Here is a 17,307-nt window from a genome sequence, read left to right as displayed (position 1 = left end):
CCCAACATTACCATATCGTTTTTATTCGTACGGAGCTTTTATGATTACGGGTAGCCTTGTCGCATTGGTCACGCCCATGCATCCCGATGGCAGCATCCATTGGGAGCAGCTTGATACGCTGGTGGACTTTCATCTGGACAACGGGACACATGGCATCGTGGCTGTTGGTACGACGGGTGAATCCGCAACGCTGGACCCGGACGAACACATGCGGGTCATCGGGCACATCATAAAACGCGTTAATGGTCGCATCCCGGTTATCGCCGGTACCGGTGGCAACAGCACCCGTGAAGCCATAGAGCTGACCGAAGCAGCCCACAAGCTGGGTGCGGACGCCTGCCTGCTGGTTGTACCCTATTACAACAAGCCTACCCAGGAAGGTCTTTACCGCCACTTCAAGACCATCGCCGAAGCGGTTCCGGTTAACCAGATCCTGTACAACGTGCCCGGGCGCACAGCTTGCGACATGCTCAATGAAACCGTTGAACGCCTTGCAGACATCCCGAACATCATCGGCATCAAGGATGCCACCGGCAACATTCCCCGCGGTGCCGAGCTGATCGAAGCCGTCAAAGGACGGCTCGTGGTCTACTCCGGTGATGACGCAACCGCAGCCGGGCTTATGCTGGCCGGCGGCAAAGGCAATGTGTCGGTAACCGCAAACGTCGCTCCCGGAGCCATGGCGGCACTGTGTGAAGCAGCAATTGCGGGTGATCAGGAGGAAACCGACAGGCTCAATGAACTGCTGATGCCGTTGAACCGGAAGCTCTTCCTCGAAGCGAATCCCATTCCCGTGAAGTGGGCCCTGCATCGAATGGGAATGATCGGTGAGGGCATTCGCCTGCCGCTTACCCCGCTGAGCGAAAAGTTCCACGACGAGGTGGAAGAAGCATTGAGAGCCTCTGGCGTACTCTGAGTCGGGCTGTATCATCTATCGTAACTGGAGTCGCCTGATGGCGTTTAGGTTCAGGACAGAAAACACAAGATCTGCACATTTCATCAGGCCCCTTTCGGGCCTGATGCTTGTTTTGGCCCTCGCTGGCTGTAGCTTTATTGAAGACCGGTCCGAGCGCTACGTTGACGAACCCGAAGGTACACCTCTGAAACTCCCGCCATCGGCGGATGAGGGGAAGTTCACCCAGGTGATGCCCATCCGTGAGATCAATGCCGCGGATTCTGGTCGCATGTACCGTGACAGCATTCCCAATCCTCCCGACATGACCTCCGACATCCTCGATGAGAATTACGTTGTCGAGGAACTGGACGGTCAGGTGTGGCTGCTGGTAAACGATGTACCGGGACGGCTGTGGCCAGCGTTGACCACCTATATGAACGAGAATGGGCTTGGCGTGGCCCACGACAGCCCTCAACTGGGGCTGATCCAGAGTGAGCTGGTCAACTTCAGCAAACAGGCAAGGGAACTGCTTGAGCTTCCGGACAACCCTGACGGTCAGGAGGCCCGGATTGTGGTGCAGGCGCGCATTGCACCGGGTGTTCGGCGCAAAACCACCGAGATCCAGTTCCGCACCTTCGAGGTTGAGGATGATCCGGACGAGCTGCTCCCATGGGGGGACCGCGACCGGCGCAGCGAGGAGCAGCTAAGCACCAGCAAGGTTCTGCTGGATGATCTGGCAGAGCACCTGAAGAACCGCGAAGACAGCAAATCCTACTCCCGCGCTGCTCTGGGCATGGTCAGTGAGCCACTTGTCCGCCTGGTGTCAGACAATGAGACCCCGCAGCAGATTGTCATGAGCCTGGATTATGGTCGTGCCTGGGCAGAGGTGAGGCGCTCACTGGATGAAGCCGGTGTGCCGGTAGTGGATCTGAACCGCGACGAGGGCTATTTCTTCGTAGACTTCCGACCGGAATCAGAGCGCGAGCCCGGCTGGTTCAGCTGGTTCTCCGACGATCCCGAGCCTGAACACAGCTTTGACGTGCGACTGGACGAAAGCGAAGGCGATATTGTGGTGACAGTCAACCGCGCTGAGGACTATACCGGCGATGACCGATCCCCGGAGCTGTTGTCCGAACTGTTCGAATACCTTTACTAATAGCAAGCAGTGCCCGCGCAGTGCGGGTACCCCCGGAGACCCGAGATGGAAAAGCGTGAAGAACTTTACGCAGGCAAGGCCAAATCTGTTTACCGCACGGACGATCCCGATCGTTTCGTTATGGTGTTTCGCGATGATACGTCCGCGTTCGATGGCGAGAAAAAAGAGCAGCTGAACCGCAAGGGCATGGTCAACAACCGCTTCAATGCCTTTATCATGGAAAAACTGGAAGCGGCCGGTGTTCCCACTCACTTTGAAGGCCTGCTGTCCGATACCGAGTCGCTGGTGAAGAAGCTGGACATGATCCCGGTGGAGTGCGTGGTCCGGAATATATCTGCTGGTAGCCTTTGTCGCCGCCTGGGGGTGGAAGAAGGGCTGGAACTGAATCCGCCCACCTTCGAACTGTTCCTGAAAAATGACGCCATGCACGATCCCATGGTGAATGAGTCACTGGCGGTCAGTTTTGGCTGGGCGAAAGCCGACGAACTTGCCCGAATGAAAGAACTGACGTATCAGGTGAACGATGTCCTCAAGGCGTTGTTCGACCAGGCCGGCATGCTGCTGGTGGATTATAAACTTGAATTCGGCCGCGCAGGCGGCGAGATCGTCCTCGGGGACGAATTCAGCCCCGATGGCTGCCGTATCTGGGACAGGGAAACCCGCAAGAAAATGGACAAGGACCGTTTTCGTCAGGGACTGGGCGATGTAATCGAGACTTACGAAGAGGTGGGTCGTCGGCTCGGTATCAGTTTTGACTGATCCGTCAAAACCAACAAACAGAAACAGGTGTCTTATGCGTAAACTGATTCTCGCCCTCGGCGGCTCACTGATTATTGCCGCCCCCGTGGTCTCTGCCGATGTGATCGGTGTGGGTGCCAACATCAGCTACTGGGATTCTGATTTGTCCGGCAAGGCCGGCAAAAACAACGATGCGGTCGACGTTGAAAACGACCTGGACCTGGAAAGCGACACCAACGCCAACCTGAGTGCCTATTTCGAGCACCCGGTTCCGGTGCTGCCGAACGTTCGCCTGAACTACACTGGTATTGAGCAGAGTGGACGTGGGGAATTGTCTACACAGTTTGATGTGGTTCCAGGCGGCGTGGAAGTGGATTCCGATCTCGACCTGACCCAGTTTGACGTCACGCTTTACTACGAAGTACTGGATAACTGGGTCAATCTGGATCTGGGCCTGACAGCCCGCAGCCTGGATGGCGAGTTGACCGTTCAGGAGATTGGAGGGATAGGAAGTGTCTCTCAAACAGAAGTAGATGGTGTTATCCCCATGGGCTACCTGGCTGCCCGTTTCGACCTGCCATTCTCGGGTGTATCGGTTGGTGGCGAAGCCAACCTGATCAGCTTTGACGGTGATTCGATCTACGACTACAACGCCTATGGCCAATACGAATTGTCGCTGTTGCAGCTTCGCGCCGGCTATCGCCAGATCAGCATTGATTTCGAAGACAGTGACGACCGTCTGGATATTGAACTGGGCGGCCCTTTCGTGAGTGCCGGGCTGACCTTCTGAAGGAACAGGGAGAAAGAACTTTGAAAATTCTGGTTACGGGTACGGCGGGCTTTATCGGCTCCCATCTGGCGCATCGGCTGCTTGACCGCGGTGATGAAGTGATCGGCGTGGATAACGTCAATGATTACTACGATCCCACTCTCAAAGAAGCGCGCCTGGAACGCCTGACCTGTAAGCCGGGGTTCACCGAAGTCCGCAAGGATGTGGCTGACAGATCTGCCATGGAAGCGCTGTTCCGGGAGCAGAAGCCGGAACGGGTGGTTCACCTGGCAGCCCAGGCGGGCGTGCGGTATTCGCTGGAAAATCCCCATGCCTATATTGACGCCAACCTGGTGGGTTTCACCAATATCCTTGAGGGCTGTCGCCACAATGATGTGAAGCACCTGGTGTACGCCTCCAGCAGCTCTGTATACGGCGCCAACGAAACCATGCCGTTCTCCGTGCATGACAACGTGGACCACCCCCTGAGCCTGTATGCGGCCTCCAAAAAGGCCAACGAGTTGATGGCCCACACCTACAGCCACCTGTACAACATGCCGACCACCGGCCTGCGGTTCTTCACCGTATATGGACCCTGGGGCCGTCCGGACATGGCTCTGTTCATCTTCACCAAAAAAATCCTGGCAGGTGAGCCCATTGACGTGTTCAACCATGGCAATCACAGAAGGGACTTCACCTACATTGATGACATCGTGGAAGGGGTTATCAGAACCCTGGACAACGTTGCCACGGCCAACCCTCAGTGGAGCGGCGAAAAACCGGATCCGGGCACCAGCAAGGCTCCATACCGCCTGTACAACATCGGTAGTAACAACCCGGTAGAATTATCCCGCTTCATCGAAATCATCGAAGAGCGCGTTGGTAAGAAGGCGGAGAAAAATCTGCTACCCCTGCAGCCGGGTGACGTACCGGCCACCTACGCCAATGTGGACGACCTGATCAGCGATGTTGGCTACAAGCCTTCTACCACGGTGGAAGAGGGCATTGCCAACTTTGTGGACTGGTATCGGGATTTCTACAAGATTTAGGCAGGTGGTCAGCAATCTGAAGCTATGCACTTGCTGCATATCCGCTGATGATTTTACGAAAGCATACTCCGAAAAACCCGCATCCCATGCCGTAGGCGCAAATAACCGTTCGCGGTGGGAGAGAAGAAGTTTCGATAATCTTTGCGTTTTTGCAGGTAATAGCTGTCTATCCTGGGCAGCTCCGCAGTGTTGAGTTTCTGCCCAAGTGGCAACAGAGAGGTTGTTACGCAGGTTTGATATTTCTCGCCGACAATCTCAGCAACCCGGGCGTCGTATATCCCGTAGGGATAGGCAAAATGCTGTGGACGACGCCCAAACTGATTTTCAATACTCTGGTTTGCAGTTTCACATTCCTCTTCAATCTGTTCCTGGCCAAGGAGGCACAAGTTGGGGTGAGATACTGTATGGCTTTCGATCTTCATGCCTGCGTCGGCGCACGCCTCTAGCTCCCGCCAGCTCATCATGTCGAAGGCAGGGGCGCCGGCTGGTTGAGTTGGCCAATTGTTCTTGCCAGCAACATAGCCAGTCGTAAGGTAGAGGTGCGATGGCACCTTGGCATCTTTCAAAACCGGTAGCGCATTCTGGTAAACGGAGCGCATTCCATCGTCAAAGGTGATGGCGACCGCGTTGTCGGTTTCCGGACTAAGCAGTTGATCCAGGCTGTATATGTTAACCCCTTCTTCCAGAACCTCATTGATCATCCTCGCAAAGGTTTCAGGTGGGAAACTGAGTACGGTGCCCCGGTCATCAATGCTGTGAAAAGTAAGGATGGCTTTCATAGAAATACCATTTTGGGAAAGGACAGCCTAATTGACTGATATTAGGCAACATTTTTTTCCAGTTTGTTTTCAAGCAACGCCCAGGCAAACGCACTGGCGCTGTATAGATAATAGGTCTGGTGAAATACCAGGCCTCTTAAAGCGAACCAGAACCCTTTGCGCTGATGGAACAATTTAAAGAGTTCCCAATTCGCGTAAACCACCGCCAGCGCAACTAGTAAGGGATAAACCGGTGATATCACGCCCCCAAGCGAAAGCAGCGCAGTCAGAACCAGCACGCCGGCAAGGAGGGCTTTTACTCGTTCATTTACACCGACATTCAAATCGTTGTCCAGGCCTCCCCTGCGCAGCATCAATCTGGCCCACGGAATTGCGCGGCAGAAAACCTCGGTATGAATCAGATTAACAAACCGCCATTCCTTAAGGTGGGTGCATTGAAGATCCGTCAGCAGCAGAAGCTTGCCTCCGGCCTCAATCAACCGATATCCCAGCTCAATGTCCTCAATCGATGGCCGGTTAAACATTTCAATGTCGAAGCCACCCTGTTCTAGAAACGATTCTTTTCGAATCGCGCCGCATCCGGACCAGAACGTAGAGGCTTGTTTCTTGGCGCGCTGATGGTAGTAATGGTGCACCAGATTTTTGTACTGAGAGAGAAAATTCTGTGCGGGCGGCTTATCGTCATAAGAACCAAAAACGCCCACCACACTGGGATCGTCGAATCCTTCCCGCATCACTCTGGCAGCATTTTCATGAACAACGACGTCAGCGTCTATGAACCAGAGAATTGTGCCTTTGGCCTCTCTGGCAGCGACGTTGCGGGCAGCGCCAGGCCCAAGACGTCCGCCCGAGGGCATCACCGTCGCGCCGAGCTCACGGGCAACCTCTGGCGTGTCATCGCTGGAGGTGTCATCCACTACAATCACCTCAAGCACCTCACCACGGTCTCGCATGGTGACAAGGGGCGGTAGACTCTGCCTGATAAACTCAATGCCATTGTAGACAGGCATAATGACACTGATTGAAAGAGGCGTTTTGCTGTGTGTTGCGTGTTCCTGGCTATTCATTGTTGACGGTTCCTTTTGTGAGAGTTCCTTCCGCCTAAATGTACTTTCATCATTTTCTAATATAGCCAACGGTCTCGCCCGCTGACCATGCCAATATGAAAACCAGCAGCCAGCCCATATCCCTCTTCAGGCCCGGATTAAACCGTTTATCCTTGCGGGCATAGGCCATGATTTTTCTTGTAAAAACCACCGGAATAAGTGGCGACAGGGTTATCATCATTAACCGTTTGGTTCCTGTCATTGCTTTTGCCCGCGCCGCGCCAAACTCAATTCCATGGCTATACCGTTGGCGAATGAACTGTTTTGCGGTGTAACAGTTGTGGTGAACGACAATCAGTTGGTTATCAAATTCCAGGGATTTGCCTTCTGCCAGGAATCGCTCATGGAACGAAGGTTCCCAGAAGCCAATCTTGAGTAAATCTTCGTGGGCGAGTATGTCCGCTTTGCGATATAGCGCATTGTCTGCTGCCAAATCCTCTGCGAGCCCGCTGGGCCGGGCCCCAGTGTAGCGAACGTATCGCAGCAGATAGATAGCCCGGCCGATTCTGGTATCGTTTTTAGCGTTCTCGATCGCGCCCCCGATGGCAACCTGAATTCCGTCCAAAGGGCAGGCCAGCAGTCTGTCCAGCCAGTCAGTTTCGGGAATGCAATGGGCGCTCGTCAGTGCAACTTTTTCGGCTTTGGCTGCCCGAATCCCATCCGCCCATAATGCGGGAATTCTGTTGTCCGACTGCGCGGGAATAATACGGACGTTGGCTCTGACGGGAATGTCGCAAAGAAGTGAGCGGTCGCTGCCGCTGCAGACCAGAAATTCGACCCTTGGGTAGCTTTCTGGCTGTAACACCCTGAAAATACGCTGGAGATTGACCGCTGCCATTTCCTCCGCGATGATGACGGTCAGCTCGTAGTTATTTCCAGGTGACCTGGTTTCAGGCTGATTAACCATGGCGCGCTCCCGATCCCTTTGCTGCGGCTTCCAGATAGCTCAGCGCAAGCTTGGCAGCCCGCTCCCAGGTGAAGCTCCGAGCCCTTGAAACGGCGACGTCTGAAAGCTGTTGCCTGAGCTCCACGTCGGTCGATATTTTCACAATCGCCCTGCTGATCGATTCCACATCATAGGGGTCAAAAAATACGCCAGCATCTCCAACCACCTCGGGCAGCGAGCCCTTGTCGCTGGATAGGATAGGCGTTCCGCAAGCCATGGCTTCCACTGCTGGCAAGCCGAAACCCTCAGAAAAAGACGGCATGGCAGCTGCCATAGCGTTATTATAAAGTACGAGCAGATCCTCATCCGAGATGAAGCCGGTGAAATGAACCATGCCCTGAATCCGCTTGTCGTTCGCCAGTTGTTGCAGCTCATCATAGTTGGAGTGGAATCCGGCTCCCCCGTAATCACCTACCAGAACAACGTGAACGTCGTCGATTTCCTGTTTCTCTCTGGCGCGTGCGAATCCTTCCAGAAACCCGAGCAGGTTTTTATGGGGCGCCAGACCGCCCACATAAACGATTAGTTGACCATCTTGTGGAAGTCCAATTCGTTGCCGAAGTTCCTTGCTTGCCGTTGGGTCCTCAGACTGGCAAAAAAGTCCGTGGGGCGCTTCGCTGATGACATCAATCAAATTACCGTTTACGCCCAAATACTGCTCGATCTCTGCTTTGGCGGCCTGTGAGACGGTCATCACTCGTTTGCACTGCCAGAGTGCCAGCTTAACCTTCAGCGTCCAGAACAGTCTGCCTTTCCAGTCCGGAAAGATCATGTCCGGAAAATGTTCGGCAATCGCATCGTGTAGCGTTACAACTGCAGGTAATTTCGACGAAACAGGAAACCAGGAATAAACGGCCGGGAAAAACATCAGGTCGATAGGTGAGCGTGATACGGCTCTGTATAATTGCACCATATCTTTAATTGAGCGCCTGGAGCTGGCGATGGCAGCAGAGGTGGCCGGCCTGTCTGGAAATACCTGAACAATTTCTACGTTTGGAAGGTTCATTGACTCGGTCGGTGCCTGATCAATGAACAAATAAAATGTGTGATCGGATTCCAGCGCAAACATCGCTGACAACAACTCGCGGGCCATTCGGCCGAAGCCGCGCTGGTTCCACCAGCAGGTTGCATCTATCCCTATGTACATCAGCCCCCCTGCTCCATTTGTGTCGTTGTTGCGTGGGATAGCTTACTCTCGACCAATTCGGCAATGGTAGCGACGGCAAGCGTATTTTCGCGAGAGATCGGCCCGGGAGTTGAGTGTTGGACGGATCGATAACATTGGTGAATTAGCGTTCGCAGGCCCGGGTAGGCGGGTTCGCGGTTGAGAGCGCGTTCTGACAGGTTGCGTGTAGCCGCAATTAGTGTGTTTAGGGACAGCGCAAAGGGCGCCATTATTTTTCGAATCCGGGACACCGCAGGGGACTCAAAAACTGCAAAACCATGGAACAGATTGAGATGGATGGCGCCCTGTTCGTGATCAATGGTCATTGAGCAGTGGGTTGGCCGGGCATTCAGGCTTAGTTTGACGGTTACCGGGAACCCCTGATGGTGGCTGTGCGTGAAAAGCTCCCCATCTCTTGGGTTGTCCACAAACAAGGGTTCCTGCTCCAGCGGCGCTTCAGGCCAGAGCTCGGATAAAATAGACAAAGGATGAGGCAGAATCTCGACCAGTATCTGATTCAGCTCATGTGCTTCGCGCCCCAAGCCACCAGCTGAAGCGAAATCAAAACTTACAGCCAATGGACCACTGGTTCGGCGAGCCAGCTCCTTCCTCGCTGAGGCCACGCCTCGCTGAAAAGCAAATTGATGGACCGGGCACAACAAGAGGTTCTTGCTTGCCGCCAGCTCCTGCAAGTCATTTAACTCGCTACGAGTGGGCGCCACGGGCTTTTCCACAATCACATGTTTCTCAGCCGTCAGCGCCTGTTTCGCGAATAACACGTGGGTTTTTAGTGGTGTGCAGATATGCACTACATCGAAATGGGTTTGCTCCAGCGCCTGTTCAAAATCAGAAAAGGCACGGCCGCCGTATCGGCCGACGAGCTTGTTCGCAGCTTGAGCACTGGAATCAATAACGGCCGCTATAACTGCGCCGTTTTTCTGGGCCGCATGTGCATGCCAGTTGCCCATTAGGCCAGCGCCTACAATGGCAACCGTTAGTTGTTCTTCTGTTTGCATACTCCGTTGCTCACATTTTTCCGATAGGCAGCGCGCCGAGCGCTATGTCCAGATCATGGACGAAAAACCCGGCTTTGTCGGGTCCATCTTGTGTCGGTATTGTTTATGCCTATTGAGTCTATACGCTTTAAATAGAGCATAGATACCCAAAGAGTCAATGTGTTTCAAGCACCTAGATTTTGGCTGGCACGGGAACTATTGTCTACGCAGATGCGGGTCCGCGCATCGAGGCAAGCGTTGGCGGCATGGTCGGTCCGGCGGCAACGTGCCCAAAGCCCGATGTTTCAGGTATTATCTTTCTATGCGTTCCAATGCCGCTGACTGCAGTGAATCAGATACATGAACTCAAATCGTAAAAAAATCGCGCTGGTGGGATTGGGTGCAGCGGCGAAGAATATCCATTTACCTGCCTATAAAAAATTGGCCGACCTTGAACTTGTTGGCGGTCATGACCCGGCGATAGAGCCTACTTCAGCGGTAGGGGAGTTTTCATTCCCGATTTTTCCAGATGTCAAAACCCTGCTGGAAAAGACCAACCCAGACATTCTGGCCATCGCCAGCCCCACCCAATTCCATTTTGCTCTGGCTCAGCAAGGGTTACTGCACGGCTGCCATATTTTTTGCGAAAAACCGTTTACCACAACGTTGGATGAAGCACGCCAGTTAATTGATCTGGCGGAAAAACAGCAGCGCTGGATCGTTGTGAACAACGAGTTCCGCTTCATGAATATATACGAGGCGGCAAAAGGAAAAATCGGCAGTCCCGAATTTGGCGACCTGCTGTTTATAAACGCCCAGCAGAACTTTTACGTCAATGAAAAAACAGAGGCTGGGTGGCGCGGAAACGATCCTCAACGCACCTGCAAAGAATTTGGTATCCATGTATTGGATCTGTGCCGTTACTTTTTTGGTGAGGAGCCAGTGCAGATCAGCGCCCGAATGCCAAAACCCTCCAACCCGACCGGGCCGGATTATCTGAATCTGATCCAGCTCGATTTCCCGGAGGGGCGGACTGCTCAGATTACGCTGGACCGGCTTACCAGAGGTAGGCACCGGTATCTTGACTTGAGACTCGATGGCACCGAAGCGTCAATCGAAACCGAATTTGGTGGCAATGTGCAGTTCACCGCCGGTATTCGGGGTGGTGACCGAAAACCCTTTGTGGGTTTTGATATTTCGTTGGGAGGCAGGGCACTTCAGTACAACGCTGAGAAGTCCAGAAAGATTGCCAGCGACCCGCTCGACATTTTTGCCCATGCCACGAGCAAGCTTTTGAAAAACCTGATCAACGCGATTGATAATGGCACTGTTCCGGCGTGCAGCGCACAGGATAATATCAAGACCCTGGCGCTGATGCTGGCAGCCTATGCTTCCAATGATCGGGGCGAGCCTGTTCCGTTTGCACAGCACTGGACCTAGGAACAATTCGAAAAGATGCCCGGAGAAGGGTTGTGATGTCAGAACTCGATGGACCGAATACCAGGGAGGGCGGACTCTTCGTCTGTCCTCAATGCCGCAACAGGTTATTGAAGCAGCCGGAGAGTTTTCGATGCGGTGATTGCGGAAAAGAATACCCGGTTATTTTTGGGATCGCCGATTTTCGCATCCGGTCTGATCGATACCTCAGCCTGGAAGAGGAGCGCGCAAAAGCCAGACGCCTGGCGACGGAAGTGGAACAGAGCTTTTCTGCAATGCTGGACTACTATTACGATATTACCGACGATGTTCCACCTGTACTTGCGGCTCGATACAAGGCTTATCACTACAACAGCCCACGGCAGGCCCGTTATAGTTTGGAGCGGTTGGGCATCGCATCTGACGATGTGATTCTGGACGTGGGCTGTGGTACTGGAGGTGCTCTTATTGCGGCCGCAGAGAAGGGCTCTCAGGTTTATGGAATGGATATCGCGCTACGCTGGCTTATGATCTGCCAGCAGCGGTTAAGGGAGCAGGGGATCTCTGCGACTCTGGTGTGCGCAGACATTGAGGCGTCACCATTTCCGGACGCGTCTTTTTCAAAAATAGTCGCAACCGATTTGCTGGAAAACGTGTACTCGGTGGAGAAATCCTTGTCAGCTATGGGGCGCCTTCTCAAGGCAGATGGCAAGTTATGGCTTGCCGGCAGCAATAAGTTCTGTCTTGGTCCACACCCCAGTACCCGGCTTTGGGCCATCGGTTATTTTCCCGGAAAGTGGCGCCGTAGACTGGTCACGCGATTGAGAGGTGTCGATTCGCTCCGCTTTATCAATTTGATTTCACCGGCGCGCATCATTCGCTATGCTGAACGCATTGGATTGCACGTAAATATACTATCTCCCCGGATGGTGGCGTTGGATGGCGAAGGTACCTACCCCGCAATTGACAGGGTAATGATCAAGATCTACGTCGCGGTTGCGCGGTTACCTTTGTTGCGCCAGTTGCTGATCTGGATCGGTCCAGCTTTTGAGATGGCATTGCAAAAAGCACCACATTCAAAGGAATCAAAGGGAGTTGACCTGGCATGATGCGCTTCGGACTAATTGGGCTAGGGGGAATTGGAGAGGTTCGCAAACAGGCACTTGAAGTCTCCGATGTATGTGAACTGACAGCCGCATTTGATCTTGATGCAAACCTATTGGCCCAATTGCCCGATGATATCACTGTGTTTAAAGACGCAGAACAACTCCTCAAATCCGATGCCTGTGATGCAGTCATCATTTCGACACCTACCCACTTTCATAAAGACCTTGCAATAACCGCGCTGGAAAACGGCAAGCATGTCATCGTGGAGAAACCGATGGCCAGCTCGCTTGCCGAATGTGAGCAGATGGTTGAAACGGCCGAGCGCTGCGGCAAAATCCTGACGGTCGGTTTCAATCATCGCTATTTTGCAGCCATTAAGGAAGTGAAAGCCGCCATCCAAAACGAAGCTCTTGGCACGCTACGCTATGTCAAAGGATACGCCGGGCACACGGGGCTATCTGAATTCAAATCGGCCTGGATGTACGACAAGGATAAGATGGGTGGTGGCACCCTTATGGACAACGGCATTCACACGTTGGATCTGATCTGCTACCTCATCAATGACGAAATTAACGAAGTGTCGGGTATGATCAGCACTAAAACCTGGCAACTCGACCGCACCGAGGACAACGCCTTTGTTCAGCTGCGCAGTCAGTCCGGAGTTATGGGCAGTCTGCACAGTAGCTGGACTGAATGGAAAGGTTATCATTTCTATGTAGAGGCTTACGGCGACCTGGGCATGGCTCGCGCTTATTACGCCCCCATGAGCTCGACTATCATTACGATGGAGAAGCCAGGAGGCCAGGCCAGCAAGAAACGGAACTTCTATATACCCGCCATTTTCCGTGAAAAATTCAAGGGTTGGCAATCAACGGTCGTGCAGACCTTTGTTGAAGAGTTTCATGACTTTGTAAGTTTGACGAACGGCGGGCCGGCAGGTGCCATTGCGACTGCACAGGACGGTCTTCGCAGCATCGCCATACCCAATGCTGTCTACGACAGTGACCGGGATCATCAGGTTGTGACCTTGAATCGCCCGGGTTAGGCGCGGATCAGACGTGGTGGCATGAACTTGCTGCTCAACAGGGGTTAAAGGAGTGTGCAGGGACTATGAAAAACAGGATCATCGTAACAGGTGGAGCCGGGTTTCTGGGCAGTCACCTTTGTGAGCGTCTTCTTGGCGAAGGCCACGAAGTTATTTGCGTTGACAACTTCTTCACTGGCCAGAAGCGCAACATTGTCCATTTGATGGACAATCCCTATTTTGAGGTTCTTCGCCATGACATCTGCTTTCCCCTGTACCTTGAGGCAGATGAGATCTATAACCTTGCTTGCCCCGCCAGCCCCATCCATTACCAAAGGCATCCGACACAGACCACCAAAGTGAATGTCAATGGAAGCACCAATATGCTTGGCCTGGCGAAACGTATTGGCGCAAAAATATTGCAGGCATCTACCAGCGAAGTCTACGGCGACCCTACGGTTCACCCGCAAAAGGAAGACTACTGGGGTAATGTGAATCCAATAGGCCCACGTTCATGCTATGACGAAGGCAAGCGCTGCGCCGAAACGTTGTTCATGGATTACCGTAAACAACATCAGTTGGGTATCAAGATCGTTCGTATTTTCAATACCTATGGCCCCCACATGCATCCGCACGACGGGCGTGTGGTCTCCAATTTTATTATGCAGGCGTTAAGGAATAAATCGATCAGCATCTACGGTAATGGCAGTCAAACACGATCATTCTGCTACTGCGATGATCTGATTGATGGTTTGGTCAGAATGATGCGCACGCCGGATGACATCATTGGCCCGACGAATCTTGGCAACCCGAATGAATTTACAATCAAGCAGTTGGCTGAACAGGTGATTGAGCTCATCGGCTCTAAATCCCGCATCGACTACCTGCCACTCCCCCAGGACGATCCCAAGCAACGTTGCCCGGATATCACGAAAGCAAGAACTGAATTGGGGTGGCAGCCAACCGTTGAATTAAAAGAGGGGTTGATCAAAACCATCGCTTATTTTGATGGGCTTTTGACCGAGAACCCGAACCTTTAATCCAAAGGAAACGGGGTGTGTTCAGGCACCCCACGGACGGGTCTTCGTGTATCTACTCAATTTCCTGTAGTGCATCCCGCGGGCCGAACAGGTAGCCCCATGCTTCTCCAACCCCCCAGACCAGATAGAACAACACCAGATAGGGAGCAGCCTCAGCCAGGTGAGAACGAACACTGGCTTTATGACGGGCATTCTTGAAGAAACGGAAGGTCAGCAGTGGAGGTAGTACGACGGATGCCATGGCGTAAATCACCCGCATCACTTTCTGCTCAGGCGCAAAGCGGATGCCTGCGTAATAGCGTGAATAGACAAATCGCTGCCTCAGAAACAGCCCAAGACTGAATTTTTTACAATGATAAATGCGCACGTTGTCGTCTGCGATAAGAATATGCCCCCGCTTGTGCAGCAGAGGGTGTAACGTGGTTTCCCAGAACCCTGATGTCAGCACCTGCTCGTCCACTTCCTTGAAAATCTCACGTCGGTACGCCACATTCATTCCGGCCAGGTTTGGAGTGGGGCCGCTCTCGATCGGGGGCGACATGGGGGCGTATTCACACAGGAACGTAGCCCAATCGAGCCCCGTATCTGTCACACCATTGACCACGCTCCCACCAATGGCAGACGCTTCGGGGTGTTCGGCAAATGCCCGGGCGAATTGCTTCAGCCAGTCCCGGGGCGGCACGCAATGGTCCTCTGTGACGAGCACGAAGTCTCCTGACGCCTGTTTTGCTGCTAGCGTGCGCATTGTTGGCAGATCTGTATCGGGGGAACATTCGATGATCTTTGTGCTGGGATAGTCACTTTTGACAAGCTGGGAAACATGATCGTTGATGCGATCAGCAAGCAATATCTCCAGGGATGGGTTTTCTTCCTGATGATGCAGCGACTCAAGCGTTTCCAGGATTCGATCATCATCTTCTGTGCTTACCCGACCGATAACGATGGAATAGGTGACGACTTGATTCTGTTCGTTGTGAGTGTCAGTCAATGTGAAATCCCTCCTTGTAATCACTAATCAAGAAATATTCCATCTTCCGGGGTTCCCGCGATGTAACCAGCGCATTCTCCTAAAGACCAGGCGCACTCGGATACAAGAATGGACACGGAAAAGCGCAGCACCTTCCGGGATAGCGTCGGCGTTCGCTTTGATGCTCGCAGGATACGACTATATCTGAGTATAGGGAGGATGAGTATTCCAGCTGCATAGAGGAATCGCCGGGGGCCCAATACCTCCGAATGACTCGCACCATAAAGACGGCCGTGGCAATAGCGCCTGCGAAGGTAATAACTCCTGGCGTATTGCTTCAGATAGGTGACGGGCATGTCGTCGCATGCCGTGGGCGTAATGCCCAGTTCTTCCTTTGCCTGGCGGAGGAAAAAGGTTTTTTGAAACCCTTTGCCGACCAGAGATACGTTACGAAGTAATTCACGCTGGAAGGCAATATTATTGCCCGGATACTCGGGTAATTCAGGGTCGATGGGTGCCCGGAATTGAGCGTATTCGATCAGGTAGCCGATGTTGCGTGAATCCTTATCAGGCCAGCCACTGTTGACCGGCCCAAAGAATACCGGCGTTCCGTCATCCATCCTTTTCCGCACTGCGGGAAGCCATCCCTGCGCTGGAGGGCAAGAGGCATCCAGTAATGCGATGTATCGGCTATGGGTCTGTTGGATGATCCCTGCATACTGTTCAAAGAAAGGCGTACGGCTGGAAAACCTGAAGACTGCCAGGTTGTCTTCAGGTGCATCCATATCCTGATCGCCCAGCAGCGCTACGCAAACCTCGATATCCGGCTGATTTAGCATACCGGCGGTTGCCAAGCGCTCTCTGAGGGAGGCGTGGTCCGCCTTCGCGCTGGCTGCAATCGCAATTGTAAGCACAGGTTGGGGCTTTGCCGCTTCGTCATTCATTGATCAAAACCCCCGTAATTCTTCAATCACTGCCAGATAATCGTTCAGGTACCGCTGACGGGTATAGAATCTCTGGACTGCGTTTACCGCCAGCTCTGACAGCTGTTCGCGCAATCCGGTCTGCCGAACCATCCGATGCAGCAAGGCCGGTAACTCGCTGTCTTCTTTGTAGACAAAACCTGCTTTCGTGGTTTCTATGATTTCTGCGCAGCCGCCGGAATCCCTGACAATGGCCGGGGTGCCACAGGCCATGGCTTCGACCGCTGTCAGCCCAAAGGTTTCCGGTGCAATGGACGGAAAAATCAGCGCTGTTGCACTGCTATAAAGCTCTATCAGTGAGGCTTCATAAAGTCGGCCGGTAAAGTGGATGTTGGGGTAATGGGCAAAACGCTCCCTTAATTGGGGCAGAGCATCGCCGTCTCCAGCAAGTACCAGCTCATATTCCTCGAGTGCCGTGAATTGCTCAAGCACGGATTCCACACCTTTGGATGCGGTGATCCGACCGCTATACACAAATCTCGGAGGATCGTTGCGGCTCCAGTTGCCAGTCATTTCCCTTGACGGGGCCAGGCGTGAGTAGAGCGGAACAATGCGCGTTGGCACGCCGGGATACAGTTGCTTGTGCTGGTTTGCTGTGAACTGGCTGGGTGCGATGAGGCAATCAATCTGTTCAAGATGGCGTCTGGCCAGGCCAGTGTATCGCCAGAACTGAGGTGGGACACCGGAGCGTAAGCAGCATTGCAGGCACTGACGGGAGTCACAACGCTTCACGCCGTTCTTCCAGAATATATGGGTGGCACAGACCAGCCAGTGTTCATGCAAAGTGTAGAGCTTCACCGGCGCCTCGCCGAGAGAGAGTATGGCAGGGCCCCCCACCAGTGAAATGTTGTGATAGTTGATGACGTCAAAATCGTCATTGAGCAGGTCGGAGATAGCACCTGCTTTCAGGGCAGGGTGCCCCAGCTGCTGCGTCAGTAACGGCGAGAGCGCACCCAGGGAGCTTTTGAGCCGGCACACCTGCACACCTTCGTCGTCGTAACGCCGGGGCAAACCGGGATCGCTTGTATTGGAGCCGAGCCGGTACGCATCCTCACAGTGGATAACGCGGACAGAGTGGCCCAACCTGACCAGTGAAACGGCCAGTTCCCGGACAAAGATGCCATCCCCACCAAAATTATAAGGTGGATAGAAGGTGGTCACCATGCAGAATC

General features: G+C 53.5%; 17 protein-coding genes. 9 read left to right on the top strand and 8 right to left on the bottom strand.

Features of this window, described 5'->3' with window-relative positions:
* Positions 1-40: 40 nt before the first annotated feature.
* The 5 genes from dapA to FDP08_RS03840 all read left to right on the top strand — a co-directional run bounded on the left by dapA (position 41) and on the right by FDP08_RS03840 (position 4,607).
* On the top strand, positions 41-916 hold the full coding sequence (dapA, locus tag FDP08_RS03860; protein WP_137434704.1) for a 4-hydroxy-tetrahydrodipicolinate synthase: 876 nt from the start codon (positions 41-43) through the stop codon (positions 914-916).
* A gap of 103 nt (positions 917-1,019) precedes the next feature.
* On the top strand, positions 1,020-2,051 hold the full coding sequence (gene bamC / locus FDP08_RS03855) for an NlpB/DapX family lipoprotein (RefSeq protein WP_228263228.1): 1,032 nt from the start codon (positions 1,020-1,022) through the stop codon (positions 2,049-2,051).
* 45 nt (positions 2,052-2,096) lie between these two features.
* Positions 2,097-2,810, top strand: a complete 714-nt coding sequence (gene purC, locus FDP08_RS03850; RefSeq protein ID WP_137434702.1) for a phosphoribosylaminoimidazolesuccinocarboxamide synthase — start codon at positions 2,097-2,099, stop codon at positions 2,808-2,810.
* Positions 2,811-2,844: 34 nt separating this feature from the next.
* Positions 2,845-3,579 carry a TIGR04219 family outer membrane beta-barrel protein gene (locus FDP08_RS03845; RefSeq protein WP_137434701.1) on the top strand — a complete coding sequence of 245 codons (735 nt, stop codon included), beginning with the start codon at positions 2,845-2,847 and terminating at the stop codon, positions 3,577-3,579.
* A 20-nt stretch (positions 3,580-3,599) separates the two neighbouring features.
* Positions 3,600-4,607 carry an NAD-dependent epimerase gene (locus FDP08_RS03840; RefSeq protein WP_137434700.1) on the top strand — a complete coding sequence of 336 codons (1,008 nt, stop codon included), beginning with the start codon at positions 3,600-3,602 and terminating at the stop codon, positions 4,605-4,607.
* A 53-nt stretch (positions 4,608-4,660) separates the two neighbouring features.
* Here FDP08_RS03840 and FDP08_RS03835 read toward each other — a convergent pair whose 3' ends face one another.
* Genes FDP08_RS03835 through FDP08_RS03815 form a run of 5 tightly spaced genes read right to left on the bottom strand, consistent with a single transcriptional unit; the run spans position 4,661 to position 9,619 of the window.
* Positions 4,661-5,386, bottom strand: coding sequence for a polysaccharide deacetylase family protein (locus FDP08_RS03835; protein ID WP_137434699.1), 726 nt, complete (start codon positions 5,384-5,386; stop codon positions 4,661-4,663).
* A gap of 41 nt (positions 5,387-5,427) precedes the next feature.
* Positions 5,428-6,453, bottom strand: a complete 1,026-nt coding sequence (locus FDP08_RS03830) for a glycosyltransferase family 2 protein (RefSeq protein WP_137434698.1) — start codon at positions 6,451-6,453, stop codon at positions 5,428-5,430.
* Between the two features lie 49 nt (positions 6,454-6,502).
* The gene (locus FDP08_RS03825) at positions 6,503-7,399 is read right to left on the bottom strand and encodes a glycosyltransferase family protein (protein ID WP_137434697.1); all 897 of its coding nucleotides are present in this window, start codon (positions 7,397-7,399) and stop codon (positions 6,503-6,505) included.
* Complete coding sequence (locus FDP08_RS03820; RefSeq protein WP_137434696.1) at positions 7,392-8,585, bottom strand: glycosyltransferase family 4 protein; 1,194 nt, start codon at positions 8,583-8,585, stop codon at positions 7,392-7,394. The genes FDP08_RS03825 and FDP08_RS03820 overlap by 8 nt, the downstream gene beginning before the upstream one ends.
* On the bottom strand, positions 8,585-9,619 hold the full coding sequence (locus tag FDP08_RS03815; protein ID WP_137434695.1) for a Gfo/Idh/MocA family protein: 1,035 nt from the start codon (positions 9,617-9,619) through the stop codon (positions 8,585-8,587). Before FDP08_RS03815 ends, FDP08_RS03820 begins: the two co-directional genes overlap by 1 nt.
* Before the next feature lie 339 nt (positions 9,620-9,958).
* Here FDP08_RS03815 and FDP08_RS03810 point away from each other — a divergent pair, with 339 nt between their 5' ends.
* The 4 genes from FDP08_RS03810 to FDP08_RS03795 all read left to right on the top strand — a co-directional run bounded on the left by FDP08_RS03810 (position 9,959) and on the right by FDP08_RS03795 (position 14,185).
* Positions 9,959-11,038: a Gfo/Idh/MocA family protein gene (locus tag FDP08_RS03810; RefSeq protein ID WP_137434694.1), complete on the top strand. Its 1,080-nt coding sequence runs from the start codon at positions 9,959-9,961 to the stop codon at positions 11,036-11,038.
* A 35-nt stretch (positions 11,039-11,073) separates the two neighbouring features.
* Positions 11,074-12,123 carry a class I SAM-dependent methyltransferase gene (locus FDP08_RS03805; RefSeq protein WP_137434693.1) on the top strand — a complete coding sequence of 350 codons (1,050 nt, stop codon included), beginning with the start codon at positions 11,074-11,076 and terminating at the stop codon, positions 12,121-12,123.
* Complete coding sequence (locus tag FDP08_RS03800) at positions 12,120-13,166, top strand: Gfo/Idh/MocA family protein (RefSeq protein ID WP_137434692.1); 1,047 nt, start codon at positions 12,120-12,122, stop codon at positions 13,164-13,166. The genes FDP08_RS03805 and FDP08_RS03800 overlap by 4 nt, the downstream gene beginning before the upstream one ends.
* Before the next feature lie 65 nt (positions 13,167-13,231).
* Positions 13,232-14,185 (top strand): UDP-glucuronic acid decarboxylase family protein, encoded by a 954-nt coding sequence (locus FDP08_RS03795; protein ID WP_137434691.1) that lies wholly within the window; start codon positions 13,232-13,234, stop codon positions 14,183-14,185.
* Between the two features lie 52 nt (positions 14,186-14,237).
* Here FDP08_RS03795 and FDP08_RS03790 read toward each other — a convergent pair whose 3' ends face one another.
* Genes FDP08_RS03790 through FDP08_RS03780 form a run of 3 tightly spaced genes read right to left on the bottom strand, consistent with a single transcriptional unit; the run spans position 14,238 to position 17,299 of the window.
* Positions 14,238-15,173: a glycosyltransferase family 2 protein gene (locus FDP08_RS03790; RefSeq protein ID WP_170978970.1), complete on the bottom strand. Its 936-nt coding sequence runs from the start codon at positions 15,171-15,173 to the stop codon at positions 14,238-14,240.
* A 23-nt stretch (positions 15,174-15,196) separates the two neighbouring features.
* Positions 15,197-16,096, bottom strand: coding sequence for a hypothetical protein (locus FDP08_RS03785; protein WP_137434689.1), 900 nt, complete (start codon positions 16,094-16,096; stop codon positions 15,197-15,199).
* Positions 16,097-16,099: 3 nt separating this feature from the next.
* On the bottom strand, positions 16,100-17,299 hold the full coding sequence (locus tag FDP08_RS03780; protein WP_170978969.1) for a glycosyltransferase family 4 protein: 1,200 nt from the start codon (positions 17,297-17,299) through the stop codon (positions 16,100-16,102).
* Positions 17,300-17,307 lie beyond the last annotated feature (8 nt).

Origin of the sequence: Marinobacter panjinensis (genome assembly GCF_005298175.1) — a bacterium.
GTDB classification, from domain to species: Bacteria; Pseudomonadota; Gammaproteobacteria; order Pseudomonadales; family Oleiphilaceae; genus Marinobacter; species Marinobacter panjinensis.
Note: the sequence above shows the minus strand (reverse complement) of the source record. Positions and strands in the feature narration are given on the sequence as shown.

What these genes read in the sequence shown, in the direction of transcription:
- purC (WP_137434702.1), top strand. Translation starts at nt 2,097, where the DNA reads ATGGAAAAGCGTGAAGAACTTTACGCAGGCAAGGCCAAATCTGTTTAC.
- FDP08_RS03845 (WP_137434701.1), top strand. Translation starts at nt 2,845, where the DNA reads ATGCGTAAACTGATTCTCGCCCTCGGCGGCTCACTGATTATTGCCGCC.
- FDP08_RS03800 (WP_137434692.1), top strand. Translation starts at nt 12,120, where the DNA reads ATGATGCGCTTCGGACTAATTGGGCTAGGGGGAATTGGAGAGGTTCGC.
- FDP08_RS03820 (WP_137434696.1), bottom strand. Translation starts at nt 8,585, where the DNA reads ATGTACATAGGGATAGATGCAACCTGCTGGTGGAACCAGCGCGGCTTC.
- FDP08_RS03830 (WP_137434698.1), bottom strand. Translation starts at nt 6,453, where the DNA reads ATGAATAGCCAGGAACACGCAACACACAGCAAAACGCCTCTTTCAATC.
- FDP08_RS03805 (WP_137434693.1), top strand. Translation starts at nt 11,074, where the DNA reads ATGTCAGAACTCGATGGACCGAATACCAGGGAGGGCGGACTCTTCGTC.
- FDP08_RS03810 (WP_137434694.1), top strand. Translation starts at nt 9,959, where the DNA reads ATGAACTCAAATCGTAAAAAAATCGCGCTGGTGGGATTGGGTGCAGCG.
- dapA (WP_137434704.1), top strand. Translation starts at nt 41, where the DNA reads ATGATTACGGGTAGCCTTGTCGCATTGGTCACGCCCATGCATCCCGAT.
- FDP08_RS03835 (WP_137434699.1), bottom strand. Translation starts at nt 5,386, where the DNA reads ATGAAAGCCATCCTTACTTTTCACAGCATTGATGACCGGGGCACCGTA.
- FDP08_RS03795 (WP_137434691.1), top strand. Translation starts at nt 13,232, where the DNA reads ATGAAAAACAGGATCATCGTAACAGGTGGAGCCGGGTTTCTGGGCAGT.
- FDP08_RS03780 (WP_170978969.1), bottom strand. Translation starts at nt 17,299, where the DNA reads ATGGTGACCACCTTCTATCCACCTTATAATTTTGGTGGGGATGGCATC.
- FDP08_RS03825 (WP_137434697.1), bottom strand. Translation starts at nt 7,399, where the DNA reads ATGGTTAATCAGCCTGAAACCAGGTCACCTGGAAATAACTACGAGCTG.
- FDP08_RS03815 (WP_137434695.1), bottom strand. Translation starts at nt 9,619, where the DNA reads ATGCAAACAGAAGAACAACTAACGGTTGCCATTGTAGGCGCTGGCCTA.
- bamC (WP_228263228.1), top strand. Translation starts at nt 1,020, where the DNA reads ATGCTTGTTTTGGCCCTCGCTGGCTGTAGCTTTATTGAAGACCGGTCC.
- FDP08_RS03785 (WP_137434689.1), bottom strand. Translation starts at nt 16,096, where the DNA reads ATGAATGACGAAGCGGCAAAGCCCCAACCTGTGCTTACAATTGCGATT.